At 39.4% G+C, this 22,544-nt stretch carries 19 protein-coding genes and 1 tRNA gene; all 20 read left to right on the plus strand.

Annotated elements, in window-relative coordinates; translation table 11 throughout:
* Positions 1 to 187: hypothetical protein (locus tag OK344_RS00005; RefSeq protein WP_407936691.1), on the plus strand; the 187-nt coding region annotated here is incomplete at its 5' end.
* Positions 188 to 565: 378 nt separating this feature from the next.
* Positions 566 to 3,673 carry a T9SS type A sorting domain-containing protein gene (locus OK344_RS00010; RefSeq protein ID WP_265142868.1) on the plus strand — a complete coding sequence of 1,036 codons (3,108 nt, stop codon included), beginning with the start codon at positions 566 to 568 and terminating at the stop codon, positions 3,671 to 3,673.
* Positions 3,674 to 3,757: 84 nt separating this feature from the next.
* Complete coding sequence (locus tag OK344_RS00015) at positions 3,758 to 4,834, plus strand: formimidoylglutamase (RefSeq protein WP_265142869.1); 1,077 nt, start codon at positions 3,758 to 3,760, stop codon at positions 4,832 to 4,834.
* A 45-nt stretch (positions 4,835 to 4,879) separates the two neighbouring features.
* Positions 4,880 to 5,731, plus strand: a complete 852-nt coding sequence (locus OK344_RS00020) for an FkbM family methyltransferase (RefSeq protein ID WP_265142870.1) — start codon at positions 4,880 to 4,882, stop codon at positions 5,729 to 5,731.
* Complete coding sequence (locus tag OK344_RS00025) at positions 5,724 to 7,256, plus strand: DUF8728 domain-containing protein (RefSeq protein ID WP_265142871.1); 1,533 nt, start codon at positions 5,724 to 5,726, stop codon at positions 7,254 to 7,256. Before OK344_RS00020 ends, OK344_RS00025 begins: the two co-directional genes overlap by 8 nt.
* 9 nt (positions 7,257 to 7,265) lie before the next feature.
* Complete coding sequence (locus OK344_RS00030; protein ID WP_265142872.1) at positions 7,266 to 8,255, plus strand: glycosyltransferase family 2 protein; 990 nt, start codon at positions 7,266 to 7,268, stop codon at positions 8,253 to 8,255.
* A gap of 14 nt (positions 8,256 to 8,269) precedes the next feature.
* A complete protein-coding gene (locus OK344_RS00035; protein ID WP_265142873.1) occupies positions 8,270 to 9,400 on the plus strand; it encodes an EpsG family protein in 1,131 nt (376 codons plus the stop codon).
* 6 nt (positions 9,401 to 9,406) lie between these two features.
* The gene (locus tag OK344_RS00040; RefSeq protein ID WP_088468180.1) at positions 9,407 to 10,522 is read left to right on the plus strand and encodes a glycosyltransferase family 4 protein; all 1,116 of its coding nucleotides are present in this window, start codon (positions 9,407 to 9,409) and stop codon (positions 10,520 to 10,522) included.
* Positions 10,523 to 10,555: 33 nt separating this feature from the next.
* On the plus strand, positions 10,556 to 11,416 hold the full coding sequence (locus tag OK344_RS00045) for a polysaccharide biosynthesis/export family protein (protein WP_088468179.1): 861 nt from the start codon (positions 10,556 to 10,558) through the stop codon (positions 11,414 to 11,416).
* Positions 11,416 to 13,905: an exopolysaccharide transport family protein gene (locus OK344_RS00050; protein WP_265142876.1), complete on the plus strand. Its 2,490-nt coding sequence runs from the start codon at positions 11,416 to 11,418 to the stop codon at positions 13,903 to 13,905. The genes OK344_RS00045 and OK344_RS00050 overlap by 1 nt, the downstream gene beginning before the upstream one ends.
* Positions 13,906 to 14,061: 156 nt before the next feature.
* The gene (gene porG / locus OK344_RS00055; protein ID WP_265142877.1) at positions 14,062 to 14,979 is read left to right on the plus strand and encodes a type IX secretion system protein PorG; all 918 of its coding nucleotides are present in this window, start codon (positions 14,062 to 14,064) and stop codon (positions 14,977 to 14,979) included.
* A gap of 4 nt (positions 14,980 to 14,983) precedes the next feature.
* Positions 14,984 to 15,736, plus strand: a complete 753-nt coding sequence (gene uppS / locus OK344_RS00060; RefSeq protein WP_088468177.1) for an undecaprenyl pyrophosphate synthase — start codon at positions 14,984 to 14,986, stop codon at positions 15,734 to 15,736.
* A 23-nt stretch (positions 15,737 to 15,759) separates the two neighbouring features.
* The gene (bamA, locus tag OK344_RS00065) at positions 15,760 to 18,297 is read left to right on the plus strand and encodes an outer membrane protein assembly factor BamA (protein WP_265142878.1); all 2,538 of its coding nucleotides are present in this window, start codon (positions 15,760 to 15,762) and stop codon (positions 18,295 to 18,297) included.
* Positions 18,298 to 18,308: 11 nt separating this feature from the next.
* Positions 18,309 to 18,950 (plus strand): OmpH/Skp family outer membrane protein, encoded by a 642-nt coding sequence (locus OK344_RS00070; protein ID WP_265142879.1) that lies wholly within the window; start codon positions 18,309 to 18,311, stop codon positions 18,948 to 18,950.
* 33 nt (positions 18,951 to 18,983) lie between these two features.
* Complete coding sequence (locus OK344_RS00075; protein WP_265142880.1) at positions 18,984 to 19,478, plus strand: OmpH/Skp family outer membrane protein; 495 nt, start codon at positions 18,984 to 18,986, stop codon at positions 19,476 to 19,478.
* A gap of 62 nt (positions 19,479 to 19,540) precedes the next feature.
* The gene (locus OK344_RS00080; protein WP_265142881.1) at positions 19,541 to 20,029 is read left to right on the plus strand and encodes an acyl-CoA thioesterase; all 489 of its coding nucleotides are present in this window, start codon (positions 19,541 to 19,543) and stop codon (positions 20,027 to 20,029) included.
* Complete coding sequence (gene rfbD / locus OK344_RS00085; protein ID WP_265142882.1) at positions 20,026 to 20,889, plus strand: dTDP-4-dehydrorhamnose reductase; 864 nt, start codon at positions 20,026 to 20,028, stop codon at positions 20,887 to 20,889. Before OK344_RS00080 ends, rfbD begins: the two co-directional genes overlap by 4 nt.
* The gene (locus tag OK344_RS00090) at positions 20,886 to 21,578 is read left to right on the plus strand and encodes a hypothetical protein (RefSeq protein ID WP_265142883.1); all 693 of its coding nucleotides are present in this window, start codon (positions 20,886 to 20,888) and stop codon (positions 21,576 to 21,578) included. Before rfbD ends, OK344_RS00090 begins: the two co-directional genes overlap by 4 nt.
* A gap of 14 nt (positions 21,579 to 21,592) precedes the next feature.
* Complete coding sequence (gene bshB1, locus OK344_RS00095) at positions 21,593 to 22,312, plus strand: bacillithiol biosynthesis deacetylase BshB1 (RefSeq protein WP_265142884.1); 720 nt, start codon at positions 21,593 to 21,595, stop codon at positions 22,310 to 22,312.
* A 34-nt stretch (positions 22,313 to 22,346) separates the two neighbouring features.
* Positions 22,347 to 22,422: transfer RNA gene (locus OK344_RS00100), tRNA-His, on the plus strand.
* Positions 22,423 to 22,544: the final 122 nt, after the last annotated feature.

Below are 22,544 nucleotides of genomic sequence, written 5' to 3' on the forward strand. Positions count from 1 at the left end.
GGCAAAAAATTACTTCATGGGAGAAACGGGACCACAAATCAATGCATTACTAGCTGCAACCGCTTGGAACATGAAGAAAATGATGGAACTACTGAAACAGAAAATTATTTTCTTATTTTATAAGATACAAATTATGATGTTTTCTAATCCTGTTTTTAAAAATAAATTAAATAGTGGGTTTTGTTAAGGAACGACTAATTAAATTTATCAGGTTTTTTTTATCCATTACAGGAAAAGAGTTTTCCTGATATTGATCGTAATTTATTAAGAGATTGAATGAATGATGCGGTGTTCTTTACAGATGTTAAAAATTTTCATCGGCTTATAATCGTAACCAAACAGTCTGCAGCAGGTTTTTTACCTAAGACATAATGGTTTGTAACTAAAAAAAATATTTAATCACATGTGGTTAAAAATGAAAAATTTTAGTTTAAATATCAGATATATTTATATATTTGCCTCCGCACAGATGAATTTAGGAAAAAAATACATAATGATTTAAGGAAAAACACACAAACGATGTTAAAAAAATTTACAAGTAAATCTTTGTAATATTTTTTTATCAATGAAAAAACTTCATCTGTTAGTTTCTTGCTTTATAGCAACTACAGCATATTCTCAAACAGCGAATTATGCAAAAGCTCCCAACAGTTATATTTACGATTTAGAATTAGCCCATTCTAAAAATTACGGTGGCATTGAAATTCCCGTGAAAAAAGCCTATGAAATGTGGGCGAAATACGAATATTTAAAAACCAATGGTACGGCTACACCTATTCCCGCGGGCATTCAGTCTGCATCTGTTTATTGGGAAGATGTTCCGGGGCTCGTTACTGAAGTGAATATTCTACCGGAATCAACTCCCGCAGACTCGAAAATCAAAGTCGGAATCAATAAAGGCAAAGGCAAGGGAAATGCAGTAATAGCCTTTAAAGTTGACGGAACCATTTACTGGAGCTGGCACATTTGGGTCACCGATAATCCTGAGAACGGAGTAACCTACTCCCAGGGAACCGAGACCGATATCGATGGCAACCTGATTAATGTTGAATATATGGACAGGAATCTGGGCGCGGTTTCAAAAAGTTTTCTTGATCATGAATGGCAGAAATCTTCGGGTTTAATGTACGAGTGGGGGCGAAAGGATCCGTTTCCACCGTTGGTGTACAAAGATGCCCACTTCTACGAAATCTCAGGCGAAGTTGGGGTTTTAAGACATCGCCAGATCGATCCTGTAAATACCATTCCCGTTCAGGTACGGCCTTTTAATGAAATTGAAAAAAATATTAAATATTCTGTAAACAATCCCATTACCTATATTATAAATACAGATGGTACCGGAAACTGGTTTTCGAGTAGCAGATACAAAGTTCCAGGTGTAAGTCCTAATTATGTAACCTGGGATTTATGGTCGGATAACGCCAAAGGCGGAAACAGCAACGGCAACAGCTCCAACGCGGCGTTGAAGAAAGAAAGCCGTTCCTACGAACTGAAATCTGAGTTGGATCCTTGTCCCAACGGATGGCGGGTTCCCTCGTATTACGGCAGGGAAACCCAGAACAATAATTTGGCTTTTTTTGGAAAACGGGACTGGAATAACGATGATGCAGTAGTAGCAAACCGCCAACTTTTTCCTGATTCTGCAAATCCGAATCTGCAGGGCATTAAAGTATACCCAGGGTTGGGAATGGATTTTACCAACGCACAGGGCGGAGCAAGAAATTTAGGCATACTACCGGTCTCCGGGGGTTATGTCTATTACCCTAATGCTGCCGCACCGAATGCTCCTGTAGGAATTACTTTTCAGGATGAAAGCGCAAACGGCGCACTCTGGAGTGCAACTTATGCGTACGATGGTGCCAGGGTTTTTTCAATGGTTTCAGACCCTTTCAGGACTAACACGAGTGTGGGGCTTCATGCAATTTTTAATAATGAGACCAATCCTACAAAATCAGGAAATCCGGTAAAATGCATGAGAGATCCGAACATTTCAAAAATTGGTGACTTTGCAACACAATATTTTACGCATACCAAAGAAATTTTTACTGAAGGTTTAAATAATCCCAACTCTTACGTTGTGGTAAATCAGGAAGAATTAAAAATTCCTGTAAGCAAAGCGTTCGCTGTGTACAATCAAGTGCTGTCTGATCAGGAAATGCCGGATTATGACAATTTAACTGCTAATATCCTGTGGACAACCAATACCGCGTTAATTCAGGATATTGAACTTGAGTTGCATCCTAAGGATGCGCGCTTATCGATGATCGTCCTTAAACTTAATCCATCTGAAACCGGAAATGCGGTAGTCTCCCTTCACAATAATAATAAAGATAATCCAGCGCTTTGGAGTTGGCATATCTGGGCAACTAAAGAAGATCCCACGGTAAATGCGGTGACGTACATTACAGAATCTACCATCCCTGTAAATTATAATTTTGTGAATCCTACCGTAAGCAAACTGCCGCCATTAAAAACAGTTTTTATGGACAGAAACCTGGGTGCAGAAAGTAGCGACATCAATTCCGGTATGGCAAACGGGCTGCATTATCAGTGGGGAAGAAAAGATCCTATCCCATCTTTTTCTACGGTGAGAAATGAGACTTTATATCTTCAGGTAAAAGGTTTACAAGTCTTCTGGCCATACTTAACTCTAAAAGGCGAACCTATTGATTATACTGAACTCAATGGTAAAGAATACCAGTACGATTACACAGATTCTTACGAAGTGTACGGTTCTTCAAGCGCTAATATTGGAGATAAAGTAAGAGACAATATTAAATATTCTGTACAGAATCCTCTCAAATTTCTTTATCACAGAGGAAGTGGCGAGATATACAACGGTGGAAACCATTATGCAAATGATTTGAACAAAGTAAAAGACTGGGTTTCGAATGATCGTGGCAAAGCCGAGGACCGCTGGGGACATGCCGACAAGAAATCGCCTTTCGATCCATGTCCGGACGGATGGCGTGTTCCCGATGTTTCTTTTACTCATCTTTACACAGGTTCCAAAGGCAATTCGCCCTGGTATAACAGCTATAATGTAGATGCTTACGGCAAACCGGGGGTAATTCAGGACCAATGGCACGATATAGCTAGTTTCTATAAAGGTACTGCAACTGCTAATAACGGCTGGAAATTCGAAAACCCTTCGTTCAATATCGGGAATTTCCCAAAAGACGGCATAAGAGGGGAATTCGGAGGAAATTCGGTGACCCTGGAAAGAACCGGTGTGTGGACAGCAGCATTGGCAGATATGAATACAGGTTTTGCTTTGGCAATGCAGTTTGAAGGTAATAAAATGCAGTCTGGAACCGGAGTTTACCCTCAGGCAGGCATGAGTGTGAGATGTGCTAAAGATGATAAAAGACTTCTGGGAGTTGCGGTGGAGCGAAACAGCCAGACCCTCAATACTCAAAATAATCAAACCATTATTTCGCAGCCTCAGAACAAAGAGGTGAAGGTTTATCCTAATCCTTTCAAAGACGAATTTTATGTTGAGAATGATGACGCTGTGAGTTTTGAGATCTATGATTTCAGCGGTAAGCTTATGCTGAAAGGAAAAATTAATGACCAGAAAGTATCTGCTCAAAAGATGCAGAATGGCATCTATGTAATTAAAATTATCATGAAAGACGGTTCTGCAATCAGTAAGAAAATGATAAAACAGTAACTGGATCATGAATAACCAAAAGCACAATCCCGAGGTTGTGCTTTTTTTGTTACTTTTGTTGAGCCTAAAACCTATATTTTCCAAATGAACATTGAAGACATCATTATTCCGCCAAGAAAAATCAATACCGAAAAATGGCAACTTGGCCATGCTGTTTCTCAGGAAATTCAGGAAAACGGAATAGTCCTCATTTTCTGTTCAGATTACCGCGGGATTAAGAATGGGGAAGCCGAAATTCTCGATTTCAAAACGGTGAGACGTGAGCTTTACCGACTTTCGAAACTCGATTTCGAAATTCCGGTTTGTGATTTGGGCGATTTAATTTCCGGGCGCACTTATCAGGACACTCATTATGTTCTACAGGAATTGCTTTCGATGTGTCATTACAAAAATGCTGTTCCGGTGATTATTGGCGGCAGCAACGATTTGGCATTTTCACTTTTTTCTGCCCTTAATTTTCATCAGAAAAACCTTAATTATACTCAGATCTCGAATATTATCTCGCTCTCAAATGAAGGCGAAGAAATCACGGAGAAGAATTTTCTTTCCAGAATTTTGAGTTCAAAGAATTTCACCATTAAAAATTATCATCATCTCGGTTATCAGAAGCATCTAAACGAAACCGATTCGGTAAAGCTGATGAAAGAAGTCGAGTTTGATGTGGTTCGCCTCGCTGAAATGATGAATTCAACCGAAAAAACGGAACCTTTTTTCCGGCGCGCCGATTTGGTAACCGTAAACTGCGATGCGGTGGAAAGTATGGGCGATGGGTTCTCGGTAAATCCGCAGGTGAACGGATTGAACAGACGCGAGATTTGTGCCTATATGAAAGAAATCGGGTTAAGCGAAAATCTGAAATCGGTAGGGATTTTCAACTTCAACGCCCAATCCGAAACTTTTATAAATCATCAGCTTTTGGCACAGATGATCTGGCATTTGATTGAAGGGATCAATATTCAGCATTCGCACCCGAAAGAAAGGCAGTACGAAACATTTTGGGTAATGATTGATGATGACCAGTACGCCTTTCAGCGCGACAGTTTTTCCGGATTATGGTATTTTGGCGATGATGAAAAGCCCGAAAATCTTATTCCATGTTCGAGACTGGAATATGAAGAGGCAAAACGCGGACAATTAAACAGCCGTTTCCTGAAAAACTGATGTTTTTTGAAATTCTAAAAATGCGATTCAGGTAACAAAAATTATATGACTAGAAGAGAACACTTAAAAAAAACGGTAAAAAGCATCAAAAACCAGTTTGTGGGCGACCGCAGAAGCCGCAGACTTTTTCTGGCGGCTTTTTATAATCATTATATTTCCAAGAATCTGAATCTTCCTGTTTTCATCAAATTTCCGAAAGCTCAGTTCAAGTACCAGAATGTAACTTTAGAAACGCGCCCCGACACGATTGATTTTTGGGCCACACTCGAAAGTTATGAACCCGATCTTACCCAATTTCTTACGGAATTCCTGAATGGTGAAAAAGGAACTTTTATCGATGTAGGCGCACATATTGGCCGGTTCAGTACACTAATGGCAAAACAGGGATGGCAGGTGATTTCTTTCGAGCCTTTGAAAACCAATTTTCAGGCCCTGGAAAATAATTTAAAAGTTAATCATACAAACGGTAATGTTCGCATTTTCAATGCAGGACTGGGTAATAAAACTGGAAACAGTACTATTTATTTCAATAGTTTGGAACTCGGCGAAGCCTCGGTCACAGAAAAAAACGGCGATAACAAAGATGCGGTACAGATTCTTCGGTTTGATGATCTTTATAAAGATTTTGATATCAGCGACTTCTGTATTGTAAAAGTGGATGTTGAGGGTTACGAAGAACAGGTTATAGAAGGTATGCAAGAGTTTGTAAAAACCCATAAACCACTTTTTGTTATCGAACTTTGGGCTGAAAAATCTCCTAAACTGGTAGAGTTTCTGAAATCCCAGGGATATAAGCGGCTTCATATTTTTTGGTTTATCGAGGAAAAACACCATCCATACATCAGCCAAATGTATGCGCGCTACAACCGTTATCACCTTAATTACGATTATGAGTAAATCTTTACCCCGTATTTTCTCCAATCCTTTTTTGCTGGTCCTGCTCACGGTGCTCATCAAAATACCTGTATTTTTTACAAATCACATTCAGGAGGATTCGTTTATTACCTGGCGGGTCGCAAAAAACCTGCTGAATTACGGGGTTGTAGGATTTAACGGGGAAGAAAGGCTTTCGGCGTCCACCACGCATCTTTATGTTTTGGTGTCTACTTTTTTTCAGTTGAATTTCGGAGATTATTTTATCTATCCGCTACTCATTTTCAACTGTATTCTTTTTGGAATCGGTTCTTTTTGGCTTGGGAAAGTGCTGTTCCGTAAGGATGTTATAAACCGTGGGCTATTCGTAATTCTTCTAAATATTGTTCCGCCGGCACTCACGGCTTCGTGTCTTGGTATGGAATACGGAATCCTGTTTTTTCTCTACAGCGGACTTATTTATTTTGGAATTCGGAAAGGTAAAAACTGGGCATATCTTATTTTTCCGGTGTTGCTGCTCTGGACGAGAATTGATACCGTGATTTTTCTCGGCGTCTTTTTCATTGCAGATGTAATCATTAGAAAAAAGCTTAACCTGGTTTTTATTTTAGGAGGTATTATTGGTGTTGTGAGTGTGGTTTCTTTCAACGTTATTTATTTCGGAGAGTTTGTTAATCACACCATTAGTGCTAAAAAAATTGCCTATAAAAATTTAACCCGAAATAACAGCTTAGAATTTTTGCTTTACCAATGGGCATATTACGGCGGGCTGATCAAAAAATATTCTCTGTTTACGTTTTTAATCTTTATGGGTTTTCTGGCTGCACTTGCTTACGCTGTAAAACAGATTATTAAGGATAAAACCCAAACCCAGTTTTCCATTAAAGTTATTTTGCTTGCGATGCTTGCGTTTGCATTATTGAAAATAACGGTTTTTGCTTTTATGCGCGCGTACTTCGACTGGTATTATTGGTTGCCAAGGGTTTTTCTGTTTATCATCGTGTTATATTATGTGCTTTTATATGTTCCGGTGAGGCGAAAGTTTTTAGTACCTGCGGTTTTTATATGCTGTCTTGGTCTTTATGGTTTCCAGATTCTGCAGTCCTGGGCAATTGGCTATATGGAAGAGACCCAGAGAATGCAGATTGCAAGGGATATTCAAACCGAAAGTCATGGTATCGACCAATCAATTCTTCTGGAACCTGCCGGAAAAATTCCGTTTTATACGGATCTCTATACGTACGATGAGGTAGGTTTGGTCAATAAAAAAATTACCGCTCAGATACAGAAGGACGAAAATCACTGGTGGATGAATTCAGTTAAAGAGTTTCGTCCAGATTATATTGTGACCATCATTTATAAACCTGGCGATGAAAAAAGTTATTATAAAATGACGGCTTCAGACGATATTTATTTTGACTCTCATTATCAGTTTGTAAAAAGTTATCCAATTGCAGAAATTCACCGGAACGCCCCGGCAATTTTGCGCTGGATTTACAGCATCAGGCCTATTGGTCAGGATTATCACCTGTATCATCTGAGAAAATAGAAGAGTTGTATGATTAAAGTTTCAGTCATTGTTCCTGTTTATAACGTTGAAAGATACCTTAGAAAATGTTTGAATTCTTTGGTTAATCAGACTTTACAGGAAATTGAAATTTTAGTAATTAATGACGGAAGTAAGGATGGATCCCAACAGATTATTGATGAGTTTAAAGAAAAGTTTCCTTCAAAAATTAAATCTTTCATTAAAGAAAACGGCGGATTAAGCGATGCCCGAAATTTTGGTCTAGATCGTGCGCAAGGTGAGTTTATAGGTTTTGTTGACAGTGATGATGAGGTTTCGGCAAAGATGTTCGATGAAATGTATCATCTTGGAAAAAAACACAGCGCCGAAATGGTAATCTGTAATCTGCAGAAAGTAGATGAAGCCGGAACTGTAAAACAGAAACTTACCCAAATTCCAAATATGCCCGAAATGATGGTGCTGGAAAATCATTTTTCAGTCTTCTCAGACATATCATATTTTGCTTGCAACAAAATCTTTCGGAAAGAATTATTTGCTGATAAAAGATTTAAGAAAAATATACATTTCGAAGATATACAGCTCATTCCGCAACTTTTACTCAATTGTAAGGTGATCTCGCAAACACAAAATTATCATTATCAATATCTTGAGCGCGAAGATTCCATTACCAAAACCCATACTGAAAAAGGACTTGACATTCTTCGGGCGGTTGACGATGTGGCAGCAGCTTTTGCAAATTCGCGGTATTCTCAACATGAAAAGGAGCTTAAGAACTTTAAAATTCTTGAAGGGATTTATACTTATCTCGCCTATCTTGCTTTTGTTAAAGATGGAGAAACTTATCAGAAAATGTCTCAGGAACTGAAGATTTTCATTCAAAAAAATAACATTTCAACCTTCGAAATCTTTTCGTATCAGCGGTTTGGAAGAAATTATCTGCTATATTTGCCTCTGAAGAAAAAAATTTATTATTTGCTGTATTTCATGGGGCAGGAGAAACTGCTGCAGAAATTGGTATAAAACACAAGTCCTTTATGCCCATCCTTCATCCTGTTTTTATCCTGATTTTCCTTTTTCTTGCTTTTGCGAGTTACTGGGAAATATTCAGGTTAGAGAAAAAACAGAGCATTTTTGTGTGGGTTACTGCAATTCTTATCATTATTGCGATAGGTTTCCGGATCAATGTAGGCGCCGATTACCCGGTGTACAAAATGCTTTTTTCTGGCTTTGCAATCTACACAACCTATGGAGATGTGCTGGATAAAGCGCTTTTCCGGCCAAATTCCGAAGAAATCGAATGGATTTTTGTACTTATCAACAAACTTGTTTTCGATTTTGGTCTTCCGTTTTACATCGTCACTTTAATTATGGCGGTAATTGCGGTTTCGCTGAAATTTACGGCTATTTACAAAAATGTGGCATTTCCTACGATCGCAATGCTTTTTTATTTCATGCCGATTATGTTCTTTGAGGATTCGGGACAAATGCGGCAGGGATTAGGAATTGCGGTATGCGTGGCCTCTTTTAAATTCATTAAGGAACGGAATTTATTTATGTTTCTGCTCTGTATTTACATTGCGTTGGGATTTCATAAAACGGCAATTGTATTTCTACCGGCGTATTGGATTGTAAAAATCCCGATGAACAGTACCCGTATTTTTTGGGTTTTGGTCATTGCGCTGCTGTCTTCACCCTTTGAACTGTATCGTTTGGGTAGTGATTTCTTCGGCTCTATTGCGCCACAGGATATTTCAGGAGCTTACACCGGTTATATGGACGACCGCTATTACGGCACTGAGGTAGAAACAGGATTGAATGACTTGGTAAAGATTATTTTTATTGCAATTTTAATTAGGTACGATAAGAAAGGTTGCGAGGAGGTTTGGTGGTACGAATACATGCGGAATCTTGCAGTGTTTGGGATGGCGCTGTTTTATTTCTTCAGGTCTAATGAAATTTTTGCCGTACGGCTTCCGGGTGCTTATATGTTTTTTGTTACGATGTTTTGTCTGAGTAACTTAGTGTACGCGGTGAAAGGGAGAGAGAGGCAGATGCTTTATTTGGGATTTATGATGTATTTTGTAGCGATGTTTTTTTATTTTGGCAGCGGCAATGCGCATCGCGGCGGATTTACAACCGAAAGATATCAAAACGCACTTTGGTAATAACGCATGGATATAATTAAAGATTTACTCGCTCAGTTCGGAATACCGCAATTCTATGTAAAATTAGGATTGGGAATGCTTTGTTCTTTTCTCCTTACTTTTTATACCATTCCCACGGTGGTAAAGATTTCGAGACGGAAAAATTTAATGGATGAGCCGGGTGCACGAAGTTCGCATCTGAGAAAAATCCCGAATCTTGGCGGGATCTCAATGTTTTACTCGCTTGCGGTGTGTGCATCGATTTTCGCTTTTGAGTTGTTCGAATTGTACAAATTTCTGTTTGCTTCGTTGGTTATCTTGCTCTATATCGGAGTGATGGATGATATTGTGGTGATGCGGGCTTACAAAAAACTCTTCGCGCAGATTGTTGTGACCTCGCTAATGGTGATAGGTTCTGATGTTCGGATCAGAAGCTTTTTCGGACTTTTCGGAATCTATGAACTGAATTATTTTTTCAGCGTCGCAATGAGTATTTTCACTTTTATTGTCCTGATAAATGCCTTCAATTTAATCGATGGAATAGATGGGCTGGCAGGTGGTTATTCAATTCTCTGTAGCGCAATGTTCGGTATCAGTTATTACCGGCTTGGCGAATACAATTATCCTTTGGTTGTGCTTTCGGGGGTTATTATCGGTTCTGTAATCGGGTTTTTATACTTCAATCTTTCAAATTACAGAAACAATAAGATTTTCATGGGAGATACCGGCTCAATGATTTTGGGTTTTCTCCTGGCATTTACCGCCATTTGTTTTATTGATATTTTTATTGACAAAAAGCTTCCGGAAATTCCAAGATATTATCTGCAGTCGGCTCCTGCTATTGCAATGGCGATCCTTATTCTTCCAATTATTGATACCTTAAATGTTTTTATGATAAGAATATGCAATGGGAAATCGCCATTGGTAGCAGATAAAAACCATATACACCATTCGTTGCTGAAATTGGGATTAACTCACAGAAGATCTACCGCTTATATCCTGATGTATTATCTTTTTATTGTGAGCGTGGCCTATTTCTACCGCCATATTAATGTGAATGTATTGCTGCTTATTATTGTAATCTTAGGCTTTATAGGCGCATATCTTCCGAAACTTATCTTATTATTAAGAAAACCTGTATAAATATTGTTATTTTTGTAAAAACTACATTTGAAAATGATGAAACCCCATAAAGCCGGTCTTTTTCTACTTTTTACCTTTTTGCTCTCATCCTGCATCTCGACCAAAGATGTGCGCTATATGCAGCCAAACGAAAGTCTGGTCATCAACGAAGAAGGTTTGGTTCCCTATAATATTCCGGTCTACCGCGTCACCAAAAATGATATGCTGAACCTTAACATTGTTACCACCCCAAAAGGTGATGCTGCACAGTTTTATTCAACATTAAATGCCCCTCCACCAGCGGCTACAAATGCAGTTTCAGGATCTTCACCCATTGGCATGGGAGCAGGTATAGGCCAGGGCGGAAACTCAAATTTTTACTTTAACGGTTTGAAAGTAGATTCTAAAGGAGACATCAATATTATGGGAATTGGTTTTGTAAAAGCGGAAGGCCGAACGATAGAAGACATCACCCAGGAAATCCAGAACCGCGTAAACGAAAATTTTGTTGACGGCAAATCAGAAGTCCGCCTAAATACCGATGGAATTACCTATTATATTTTAGGCGATGTAGAAACTATCGAAATCAGCGGTGAAAAAAAAGTACATAAAAATACCTTAACCATAACCGAAGCACTTTCAATCAATGGTGGGCTCAACAGAACTGTAGACCGCACCAATATTAAGATCCACAGAAAGCTACCCGAAGGAATCAAAATCGCAAGAATAGATCTTACCCGAGAAGATGTAATGAATTCTCCATATTACTGGGTACAAAACGGCGACGAAATCTTCCTCACCACCCGATCCAAAAATCTTAACGGTTTAGGTAAAGATCCTATTCAGACGCTAACTACCGGAGTTTCGGTGCTAACTACAGCATTGTCGATTTACTTAATCTTAACACGACTCTAATGATTCCCGGCAAAGAAAACACAGGTAAATCTACATCTTCACAAACCGAAAAAGTTGGCTCATTCGCCTTTTTCGATGTAGAGCATTTTATCCGAAGATTAATAAGAAACTGGTATTGGTTTGCACTGATGGCAGCCTTGGGTTACGCCATTTCTTGGGTGTACAGCAAATATTACGCACAGCGCATTTATGCTTCAAATCTGTCACTTAGTATTTCAAATAATACCGCCAGTTATTTTACTCCTAATCAGTCGATTAACTTTATTTGGGGACAAAACGGAAACCAGGATGGGATTTATCTTAAAAAGATGCTTCTTTCCCGTTCCCACAATGAATATCTGGTAAAGCAACTCGATCTTTTCATTAATTATTCCACCAAAGGATTAATAAAGCAGACTTATCTTGATAAATATGATTCGCCGGTTTTTCTGGAAGTTGATAAAAACCATAAGCAGCAGGTGAATTATACCATAACGCTGATACCGAAAGGTGGCGACCGATATGAGGTAATTTTACCCGAAGAAGGCGAATCTACTTCGCTTTATTCGTATGTTACGGAAAGTTTCAACACCGTGTCACCTTACCCAAGACCGGCAAATAAAGTAATTTCTCTAAATGAATGGTATGTTTCACCTAATCTGAAATTCAAACTCGTAAAGAATCCGCAGCCCACACCAATTAAGCTCGACAACATTCTGCTTACGCTTTCTACAGTCAATCAAACGGTTAATGACCTGGTTTCAACCATCGGGGTAGATTTCGATAAGGAAATCAATACCATCATGATTATTTCCAAAAGTGGCTACAACCTTAATGGTACAGTAAATTTCCTGAATACTTCTGTAGATGAACTTCAGAAAAAAAGACTCATCGACAGAAATACGGTAGATAAAAATACCGAAAGTTACCTTTTTGATAATCTCTCGAAAATCCGTAAAAAGTTAGATTCCAGTGCGCAGGTGCTGAACCATATGAAGGTAAGCGAAGGTTTATATGATATCAAAGACCGCGATGAGAAAGCGCTTGAACGGATTAAAGATCTTGAAAGTAAAAAAGCCGAATTGCTCACACGTATTAATTCCTTAAACAATATCCGGAATACGCTTGCTTCACAGAATCTGGACCGTATGATCAGCATGAATGCCGCCGGAATTGAAGACGGGATCTTCAGTGCCACCGTCTCAGAACTGAAGGCTTTATATTTGAAAAGACGCGAACTAGCGCTCATTTATACACCAAATTCTGAGCCTATGCGGGAAATCAACAGATTGATTAATGAGGCAAGAGGAAATTCAACCGGTTCGATTAGAAATTATTACAATACTTATCTTAACGAAATTGCTAAAATCGACCGCCAAATAGCGGACGAAAGTGTGGACTTAGTAGCGTATCCCGAAAAAGAAAGAAAATATCTCGATGCAGAGCGCGGTTATAACATGATCGAAGCCACCTATAACACTTTGCTTGCTAAACAGAACGAAACACAGATCAGGGTTGCTACCAATAAATCGGACATCACCGTAATCGATCCTGCAAAAAATCTTGGGCAGGGTCCCATTGCTCCCGACGTGCAAAGAACAAAATATTCCATCATTGGAGGCCTGCTTCTGTTGCCGTTACTGATTATTGGCATTTCTGAAGCGCTGGATAACAGAATAAGAAACATTAAGGAATTGCTGCAGGCAACCCGAATTCCGCTTCTGGGAGTTATCGGTAAAAATACCCACGATAATAATCTTACGGTGCTGGAGCAGCCGCGTTCATCAATATCTGAAGCTTTCCGGGGAATAAGGGCAAACCTTAGGTTTTTGCACAAGGAAGACAATAAATCAAAGGTTATTTTGCTTACTTCTTCGGTAGGAGGCGAGGGTAAAACCTATATTTCGATCAACATTGCCTCTGTTTTAGGTTTGAGCGGGAAGAAAACCATTCTATTGGGGATGGATTTAAGAAAGCCGAAGATTTTCGGTGATTTTAAAATCGATAACAAATACGGCATCTCAAACTATCTTACCGGTGAGGTAGAAATGGATAAAATCATCAACCAAACAAAAATTCCCAACCTTCATGTGGCAACTTCAGGACCTATTCCGCCGAATCCGTCGGAGTTACTGATGAGTGAACGGAATGTAGAATTCATTCAGGATCTGAAAGAAATTTATGATTATATCGTCATCGATTCGCCGCCAGTTGGCTTGGTTGCAGACCCTTTTGAACTGATGAAATACGCTGACGCCAGCATTTATGTTGTGCGGCACGAGTATACCGAAAAGTATATGCTTAAGATGATTACCGAGAAATACCAGAATCAGGAAGTGCAGAATTTAGGATTGGTTTATAATGATTACCAGCACCAGCAGGGTTATGGTTATGGTTACGGATATGGCTACGGTTACGGTTATGGTTATTTCGATGAAGACAAAAACTATCAGGAACCTACGCTCATTAAAGTAAGAAATAAATTGAGAAAACTGTTCGGTAGAAGTTAGCCCCTCAATCTCTGCAGTAGTGAGAATTAAGGTAAAGAAATCATAAAACCTTTTAATTGTCGTTTTACTCCTATAAATTATGCTTTTTTGAGGTTATTTAACTAAAAATTAAGAATTTCCTTAATGTAAAATTGTTTTATATTTGCAAAATTATTTATGAAAATTGATGACCGGCTATTCATGCACAACAAACTGATTTATTCCTTTTTTGCGATTATATTAATGGTGGGGTTCTATAAAGGGCAACGACACGAAATAGGGGTGCAGTTAGGTATGAGTAACTTGGTTGGAGACATTGGTAAAACCAATTATATACTGCAGAAACCTGTACTCAGCAATATTGCTGATTATGGAATCCCGTTTTATGGAGGAATTTTGTACCGCATGAATTTTAACCCTTACCAAACGGTAAGATTAAACATTGGGTACAGCCATATTCAATTTATAGATGCCGTGGCCAAAGAGCAGTATCGAAGAAACAGAAATCTGTGGGGCACCAACTCCATTATGGAAGCTGATTTAATCTTTGAATATAATTTTTTCCCGGTAAACGACGAGCAGAAAAGCCTTGCGAGTCCTTACATCTTCGGCGGAATCGGGGGGATGCTAGCGAATTCTACTAGGGTTTCTCTTGTAAATGATTTCAGACGTGATGCAGGCGGAAATGCAATAGCACCTACCAGCAGTACAGATTTCGAAACTAATCCTACCTATCAATCCGGTAATAGCCTCACCATGGCAATCCCGTTCGGCGTAGGACTGAAATATAAGTTTAATTATAACTGGGCGCTTTTCGGAGAGTTCATGTTCAGGCCAACGTTCTCAGATTCAATCGACTATAGTGTGGTTGATGATAAAGACCTGAGGGTTACCTATAATAAAGATATTCTGGCGCCAGGATCTACAAAATCCCTGTTGCAAGAAAGTCCTTATCTTCAGATAGCCGAAGAAAGAGCGGCAGAATTTCTGAAGAACCGTGAAATTGGAAATATCAATTCAAAAGACTGGGTAAATACCATATCTGTAGGACTTACCTATTCGTTTGGCAGACCCCCTTGTTATTGTGGAGAGTAAAATAATGCAGTCGTTTAAAGATAAAATAAATCAGGATCAGCTTCCCCAGCATGTCGCCATTATTATGGATGGCAATGGGAGATGGGCAAAATCCCGTGGAGAAAAGAGAACTTTTGGTCATAAACATGCCATTAAAGCCGTGCGGGAAGCAGTAAACGCCTGCAACGAAATTCATATTCCTTACCTTACCCTTTATACTTTTTCATCAGAAAACTGGAACCGTCCGGAGGATGAGGTAGATACCCTGATGAGTTTGATTTCTGAAACAATTATTTTAGAAGCCGAAGAAATTTTCAGTAAAGGACTACGGATGCATATTATTGGCGATACTGAAAAACTGCCCGCAGAGGTACGCGAACACATGCAGCATTTGGTTGATATTACAAAAAACAATACAAAAGGAAATTTAATTCTGGCTTTAAGTTACGGTTCGCAGCATGAGATTCTAAGTGCTGTTAAAAAAATCAGCAGCAAGGTAAAAAGTGGTGAACTTACAGAAGAAGAAATCAACGAAAAAGTATTTGAAGATCATTTATATACCAAAGATTTCCCCCCTGTAGATTTATTAATCAGAACTAGCGGCGAGGTACGGATAAGTAATTTCCTGCTGTGGCAGATTGCCTATGCCGAACTGCAGTTTCTGGATATTCTGTGGCCGGATTTCGGGAAAGAAGATTTCTTTAAATGCATTTACAATTACCAGAACAAAGAGAGAAGATTCGGAAAAACAAGCGAACAGCTCAACGAAAACATATAAAAGAAAAGTTAGCAAGATAAAAAATGAAGTTTAAATTCTTACCCATCATCATGTTTGTGGCTTCGGCACATTTCTATGGTCAGATAACTCCCGAGCAGACGCCGCAGGACAATAACCCGGTGTACGCACAGAACGAAACAGGAACCTACATCCTAAAAGACATTGTGGTAGATGGCGTAAAAAAATATACCCCCGCACAGATTTTAAGATTTACCGGTCTTAATAAAAATGAAAGCGTGGAAATTCCTGGGCAGAAAATCAGTAATGCCATCAAAAAACTTTGGGAAACCCAATCTTTCTCAGAAGTTGAGGTCTATATTCAAAGTATTGACGGTGACCAGATTGTCCTCCGTTTCAACCTTCAGGATCTTAAGGATTTGGGAGAAGTGAAATTTACAGGAAAAGGAATCGGTAAATCGAAAAGTGAAAAACTCGCAAAAGACAATAACCTGAAACCCGGAACCAAAATCACCCAGAATTTAGTTTCGAACCTCAAAACAAATATTCCTAAAGAATATATTAAAAAAGGCTATGCAGACGCCAGAGTAACCATCGAAGACAAAGTAAACGCACAGGATCCCGAATTGGTGGACTGGACGATTAATGTTGAACGCGGTAAAAAAGTGAAAATAAGCCACATCGAGTTTGAAGGAAACGAAAATGTATCCGACAATAAGTTGCGTAAAAAAGGTTTCAAAGACACCAAGCAGAAAAGATTCGGTATTCAGGGAATTTTAAAGCCATCAAAATTCATTGAAGAAAAATACGAGGCAGATAAAGACAACCTGATCAATTATTACCGTTCCCTTGGTTTCCGCGATGCAAAAATTGTCTCAGATTCCGTATGGAGAAATCCTAAAAACGATTTCGAAATCAACGTAAAACTGAACGAAGGGAAAAAATATTACATCGGCGATATCAATTTCCTTGGGAATACCGCATTTTCAACCGATTATCTACAGAAGGTTCTGGGATATAAAACCGGCGACATCTACGACGCTGTGGGTTTCAACAAAAAAGTGGGCGAAGATGGCGGGAAAGAAGATGATTCCGACATCAAGTCGATTTATATGAACAACGGTTATCTTTTCTCTAACGTTACGCCCATCGAGAAATCGGTGGCAGGCGACTCCATTAATCTGGAAATCCGGATCAACGAAGGTGAAAAAGCAACCTGGAACCGCGTAACCTGGAGTGGAAATACCACGACTCATGACCACGTAATTCTGCGTTCACTAAGAACAAAACCGGGAAGTTTATTTGCAAAAAGCGATATTAAAAGAACCTATTTCGATTTAGCGGGGATGCAGTTTTTCGATCCTCAGCAGGTTGGGCAAAATATTGTTCCGAATCAACAGGATAATACCGTAGATATTCACTGGACGCTTGTTGAAAAAGGTTCGTCTCAGGTTCAGCTGCAGGCCGGTTACGGCGGTGGCTCGTTCATCGGGACTTTAGGACTTACGTTCAATAACTTCTCTTTGAGAAATTTCCTGAAATTTAAAGATTTCAAACCGGTTCCACAGGGTGACGGACAAACACTTTCAATCCAGGCACAAGCGGGGCAGTACTTCCAGAATTACGGAATTTCTTTCACAGAGCCATGGCTGTTCGGAACCCGACCTACGGCACTTTCTGTAAGTGTAAATCAGTCTTTGGTAAGATATTCTGATCAGTTTGGAGAAACCCAGAAACTCAATATTTTCTCTGCAAGTGCAGGATTAAACAGACTCCTGAGATGGCCGGATGATTATTTCTCACTTTATACCGGAATCCAGTACCAGAGCTATGATTTCAGCAATTATCCGTTCCAGTTTGGTAACGAAACCGAATATAATGGTTCTGCCAAAAACTTCAGTTTTAATGTTGGCTTAAGCAGAATGTCTGCAGGATTAGATCCGATTTTCCCAACTCAGGGCTCCAACCTGGAGGCGTCTGTTAAGTTTACGCCGCCTTACTCGCTCTTCAGCGATAAGAATTATGCTGCCATGAGTAATGTAGAAAAATACAAATGGCTCGAATTCTATAAAGTAAAAATGAAAGCCGATGTTTACAATACCGTAGTCGGAAAACTCGTTCTTAGAAGCACTGCAGAAATGGGCTTTCTGAATGGTTATAACAAAGAATTGGGTGCGCCGCCATTCGAAAGATTCTATGTTGGTGGAACTGGTTTGTTCGGAGGAAGGTATGATGGCCGCGAACTTGTGCCCTTACGTGGTTATGAAAATGCCTCTTCAACAGGCGGAACATTAGAAGATGTAACCCCTTACGGAGGAGCAACAGTTTACAACAGATTTGCGCTCGAACTCAGATATCCGATTTCAATGAACCAAACTGCAAAAATTTATGCGCTGAGTTTCCTTGAAGGTGGTAATGCCTGGAACTCGTTTGGAACTTATAACCCTTTCCAGCTGAAACGTTCTGCCGGAGTAGGAGTAAGGGTATACATGGGAGCATTTGGACTTATCGGATTTGATTTTGCTTATGGTTTCGATAAGACGCTTATAGGTACAGAACCAGCAGGATGGAAAACACACTTCCTGATGAATCAATCATTATAAAGACAATAGAAATGAAACACATCAAATTATTTGCCTTACTGTTCTTCATTTTTTCGGGTGCTTTAAATGCACAGAAAATTGGTGTTGTTGATACCGATTATATCCTCAGCAAAATGCCTCAGTACAAAGAAGCACAGGACAGGCTGAATGAGCAGATCGCAAGCTGGCAGACTGAAATACAGAACCTTCAGTCTGATTTTGATAAAAAGAAATTACTGCTGGAGAACGAAAGGGTACTTTTGGTAGGTGAGCAGCTGAAACAGCGCCAAAAAGAAGTTGATGATCTTGATAAGAAGATTAAAAGCATGATCAATAACCGTTTCGGTACGCTGGGCGAAATTAACAATGCAAGATCAAACCTCACCAAACCTTTTCAGGATCAGATATGGAACGCAATCCGTACTGTATCAGAGAAAAACAGTTTGGGCATAGTTCTTGATAAAAGCAATAACATAAGTGTAATTTTCCTCGAAAAACGGTACGATTATACAGATAAAGTATTAGATTTGTTACTGAAAAATTCAGTAAATAAAAATACTTCAACCCCAAACAGGAGAGGAATCTCTGAAGAAGATGCCAAACAGGAAAAATTAAGACTGATGCAGGATAAAACCGATTCCAATTCAAACACGCAGTCGCGAAGAAAAAAATAAATTTAAACAACAATAAATTATTCAACCCCAATTATGAAAAAATTAAGTGTATTATTTGCAGCAGTAATGATGTTGGTAACATCCGGAGCAGTTAACGCTCAGAAAGTTGCATCTATGGATTACGAAGCTGTATTGGCAGCAATGCCCGAAACTAAGAAAATGACCACAGATTTAGATACTTTCAGCAAAACTAAAGGTGATGAACTGCAGAAACAGGCAGAAGCTTTTCAAAAAGAAGTACAACAATACCAAGCTGATGGTGCAAAATTGACCGAAGCTCAGAGAACTGCTAAAGAAGGAGAATTACAGAAAAAACAGCAAAACCTTCAGCAGCTTCAACAAACTGCACAAAACGATTTAGCTCAGAGAAGAGATGCAGCGGTAAAACCTATCATCGACAAACTGAACAATGCAGTAGCGAAAGTAGCAAAAGCGAACGGTTTCGATTTCATCATCGATTCTACAGCTTTAATCTATAAAGGTGGTCCGGACGCAACTCCGTTAGTGAAAAAAGAATTAGGTCTTTAATAAACCCTTTCTAAAACCTAAACCATCCCGAGAATTCAGGATGGTTTTTTTAATTTTGTAAAATGGAAAAAGAAATTTCATCGGTAGAGAAAGTCCGGTTTAGCGACTGTGATCCGATTGGTCACCTCAATAATGTAAAATACCTCGAATACATGCTCAACGCCAGAGAAGATCATGTTGAAAGCGGTTACGGATTTACCTACGAAGGCTATACCCGGCAAACGGGCTGCACCTGGATTACGGTACAGAACGAGATTGCCTACCTTAAAGAAGTGCGTTACAATGCCAAAGTGCAGATTTCCAGTAAAACAATCGAACTGGGAGACCGTCTGTCGAAAGTTGAAATCCTGATGAAAAGTGAAGACGGTAACACCATTCACAGCGTGCTGTGGCTTACGGTAATTTATTTCAATATGAAAACCCGCCGGTCCGAATCGCAGCCGGAAGAAACAAAAGACCTCTTCCTTAAATTTTTGGTAAATTTAGAGGAGAAAGATTTTCAGAGCAGAGTCTCCTATTTTAGAAAACTGAATAAATCCGCCGCGAAATGACAAAAAGAATATTAATCGTTGGAGCCAGTGGGCAGTTAGGAAACTGTATTCGGAAAATTGCTCCCGATTTCGAAAACCAATACAAATTTAACTTTACAGATTCTCAAACCCTCAATATTACCGACCGGGACAGTGTTTCTGATGTCTTTTACGATTTTAAACCTCATTTCTGCATTAATGCATCTGCCTATACCGCAGTAGATTTGGCAGAGAAAGAACCGGAAAAAGCCTTTGCTGTAAATGCAGAAGGCGTAGCAAATCTTGCGGAGGCCTGTGAAGAATATAATTGTGTCTTGATTCATGTTTCTACGGATTATGTTTTCGATGGCGAAACCAATATATCTTATTCCGAAGACAATTTCACCAATCCACAGGGAGTTTACGGTGCATCAAAACTGAAAGGAGAAGAATTGGCGACGGACCTTAACCCTAAAACTATTGTAATCCGTACCTCGTGGCTGTATTCGGAATTCAACAAAAATTTTGTGAAAACGATGTTGAATCTTTTTTCTCAGAAAGACGAGTTGGGAATCGTTTCCGACCAGTTTGGCCAGCCAACCAATGCTAATGATTTGGCAGAAGCCATCATGAAAATCATCGAAGCCGAACCGAAAACCTACGGGATTTTCCATTTTTCGAATTATCCTGAAACAACGTGGTTTGAATTCGCCCAGAAGATTGCAGAATTTTCAGGTTCGAACATTAAACTTAATGCCATTACAACAGAAGACTTTCCCACACCGGCGAAACGCCCGAAACGAAGCACAATGTCTTTGGATAAAATTGAAAACATCTATAACATTCAGTTGAACCATTGGGAGAATTCCCTGCAAGATTGTATTGAAACTTTACAGAAATGAGAAAAATATTCGTTTTATATATGATTTTGGTGGGTCATTTTTTCATGGCTCAAAATGTAATCCTCAATAAAGTTGAGAAGACGCATTCCAACGCGGATAAATTTCTGTATAAAATAAATCCGGAAGCTGTGAATGCGGAATATCTCGGCGAAATCGAAGTACAGGGCTTTTCTGATGACGATGTGAAAGTATTCGGGATGGTATATAAAAAAGCCAAGGAAATTGGTGCCAACGCATTTTCTTACCTACCTTTCGAGTCTGTCGAAGGGGGAATACAGAAATTTGACTCGGCCCATTACAGGCTTAATCTTTATTATGTGTCGCCCGAACAGTTTCCAAGAGAAGACAATATCATTTATCTCATCGCGTCGCCGTATAAAAAGCAGACCATCGCCATAAATAACGATAAGATCAGTTTTGAGCCGAGAACTTACACAAAGATTCAGCTCACTCCTGGTGAAATTTACACCGTGTCTACCCGAAAGCTTTTAGGCTCTTCGGTTAAGCTTGGCGCACAGGAAAATCAGCCGGTGCAGTTTTTTCAGTTTTCAGCTTTTTCTGTGAATTCAAATCCTTATGGAAATGCGGGCATTAATTTGAAGTCGGGTGATATTACGAGACTCGAGCAGTCTTACGCGCAGTTTCTAACAACGATTTATCAATATCAGGAGGCAGTTCTGAAATATTAAAAAAAATAATCAAAATGAAAGTAGATATTCTTGCAATAGGCGCCCATCCGGACGATGCAGAACTGGGTTGTGGCGGAACTTTGGCGAAAATGATTTCGGAAGGAAAAAAGGTAGCTATTGTTGATTTAACCCAAGGCGAACTGGGGACCCGCGGCACGAATGTAACAAGAGCACAGGAAGCCGCTTCGGCCTCGGAAATTTTGGGTATTTCTGCCCGTGAAAATCTAAAAATGAAGGATGGTTTTATCCTCAATTCAGAAGAATATCAAATACAGATCGTGAAAATGATCCGTAAATACCAACCCGAAATCGTGCTTGCCAATGCGGTAGACGATCGGCATCCGGACCATGCAAAAGCTGCGAAACTGGTTTCTGATGCGTGTTTTCTTTCTGGTTTAGTGAAGATCGAAACTGAGCTTGATGGAGAGCATCAAAAGCAATGGCGCCCGAAACAGGTATTCCATTATATTCAGTGGAAAAATATTACGCCGGATTTTGTAATTGATATTTCAAATTTTATGGAAAAGAAAATCGAAGCGTGTCTGGCTTATAAAACCCAGTTTTACGATCCGGATTCTAAAGAACCGATGACGCCGATAGCTACAAAAGACTTTCTGGAAAGCCTCACCTATAGAGCACAGGACCTGGGAAGACTCTCTGGCGTTGAGTTCGCGGAAGGTTTTACGACAGAAAAGTTACTTGCTTTCAAAAATTTTGACGGAATAATTTTGTAATTTCTCGAAAAGCTTTATATTTGCAACCTCAAACGGTGATTGTAGCTCAGTTGGTTAGAGCGCCGGATTGTGGTTCCGGAGGTCGTGGGTTCGAGACCCATCATTCACCCACTTTAAAACGCATTGATTTTCAGTGCGTTTTCTTTATTTTTATGCAATTCATTCCGCGTAATTTCACCTGCAGGAATACATTTAGACATAAAATAAAAAGACATCCATAAATGAATGCCTT

It is taken from the genome of Kaistella yananensis, assembly GCF_026107505.2.
Taxonomy (GTDB): domain Bacteria; phylum Bacteroidota; class Bacteroidia; order Flavobacteriales; family Weeksellaceae; genus Kaistella; species Kaistella yananensis.

What these genes read in the sequence shown, in the direction of transcription:
- OK344_RS00010 (WP_265142868.1), top strand. Translation starts at nt 566, where the DNA reads ATGAAAAAACTTCATCTGTTAGTTTCTTGCTTTATAGCAACTACAGCA.
- OK344_RS00015 (WP_265142869.1), top strand. Translation starts at nt 3,758, where the DNA reads ATGAACATTGAAGACATCATTATTCCGCCAAGAAAAATCAATACCGAA.
- OK344_RS00020 (WP_265142870.1), top strand. Translation starts at nt 4,880, where the DNA reads ATGACTAGAAGAGAACACTTAAAAAAAACGGTAAAAAGCATCAAAAAC.
- OK344_RS00025 (WP_265142871.1), top strand. Translation starts at nt 5,724, where the DNA reads ATGAGTAAATCTTTACCCCGTATTTTCTCCAATCCTTTTTTGCTGGTC.
- OK344_RS00030 (WP_265142872.1), top strand. Translation starts at nt 7,266, where the DNA reads ATGATTAAAGTTTCAGTCATTGTTCCTGTTTATAACGTTGAAAGATAC.
- OK344_RS00035 (WP_265142873.1), top strand. Translation starts at nt 8,270, where the DNA reads ATGCCCATCCTTCATCCTGTTTTTATCCTGATTTTCCTTTTTCTTGCT.
- OK344_RS00040 (WP_088468180.1), top strand. Translation starts at nt 9,407, where the DNA reads ATGGATATAATTAAAGATTTACTCGCTCAGTTCGGAATACCGCAATTC.
- OK344_RS00045 (WP_088468179.1), top strand. Translation starts at nt 10,556, where the DNA reads ATGATGAAACCCCATAAAGCCGGTCTTTTTCTACTTTTTACCTTTTTG.
- OK344_RS00050 (WP_265142876.1), top strand. Translation starts at nt 11,416, where the DNA reads ATGATTCCCGGCAAAGAAAACACAGGTAAATCTACATCTTCACAAACC.
- porG (WP_265142877.1), top strand. Translation starts at nt 14,062, where the DNA reads ATGAAAATTGATGACCGGCTATTCATGCACAACAAACTGATTTATTCC.
- uppS (WP_088468177.1), top strand. Translation starts at nt 14,984, where the DNA reads ATGCAGTCGTTTAAAGATAAAATAAATCAGGATCAGCTTCCCCAGCAT.
- bamA (WP_265142878.1), top strand. Translation starts at nt 15,760, where the DNA reads ATGAAGTTTAAATTCTTACCCATCATCATGTTTGTGGCTTCGGCACAT.
- OK344_RS00070 (WP_265142879.1), top strand. Translation starts at nt 18,309, where the DNA reads ATGAAACACATCAAATTATTTGCCTTACTGTTCTTCATTTTTTCGGGT.
- OK344_RS00075 (WP_265142880.1), top strand. Translation starts at nt 18,984, where the DNA reads ATGAAAAAATTAAGTGTATTATTTGCAGCAGTAATGATGTTGGTAACA.
- OK344_RS00080 (WP_265142881.1), top strand. Translation starts at nt 19,541, where the DNA reads ATGGAAAAAGAAATTTCATCGGTAGAGAAAGTCCGGTTTAGCGACTGT.
- rfbD (WP_265142882.1), top strand. Translation starts at nt 20,026, where the DNA reads ATGACAAAAAGAATATTAATCGTTGGAGCCAGTGGGCAGTTAGGAAAC.
- OK344_RS00090 (WP_265142883.1), top strand. Translation starts at nt 20,886, where the DNA reads ATGAGAAAAATATTCGTTTTATATATGATTTTGGTGGGTCATTTTTTC.
- bshB1 (WP_265142884.1), top strand. Translation starts at nt 21,593, where the DNA reads ATGAAAGTAGATATTCTTGCAATAGGCGCCCATCCGGACGATGCAGAA.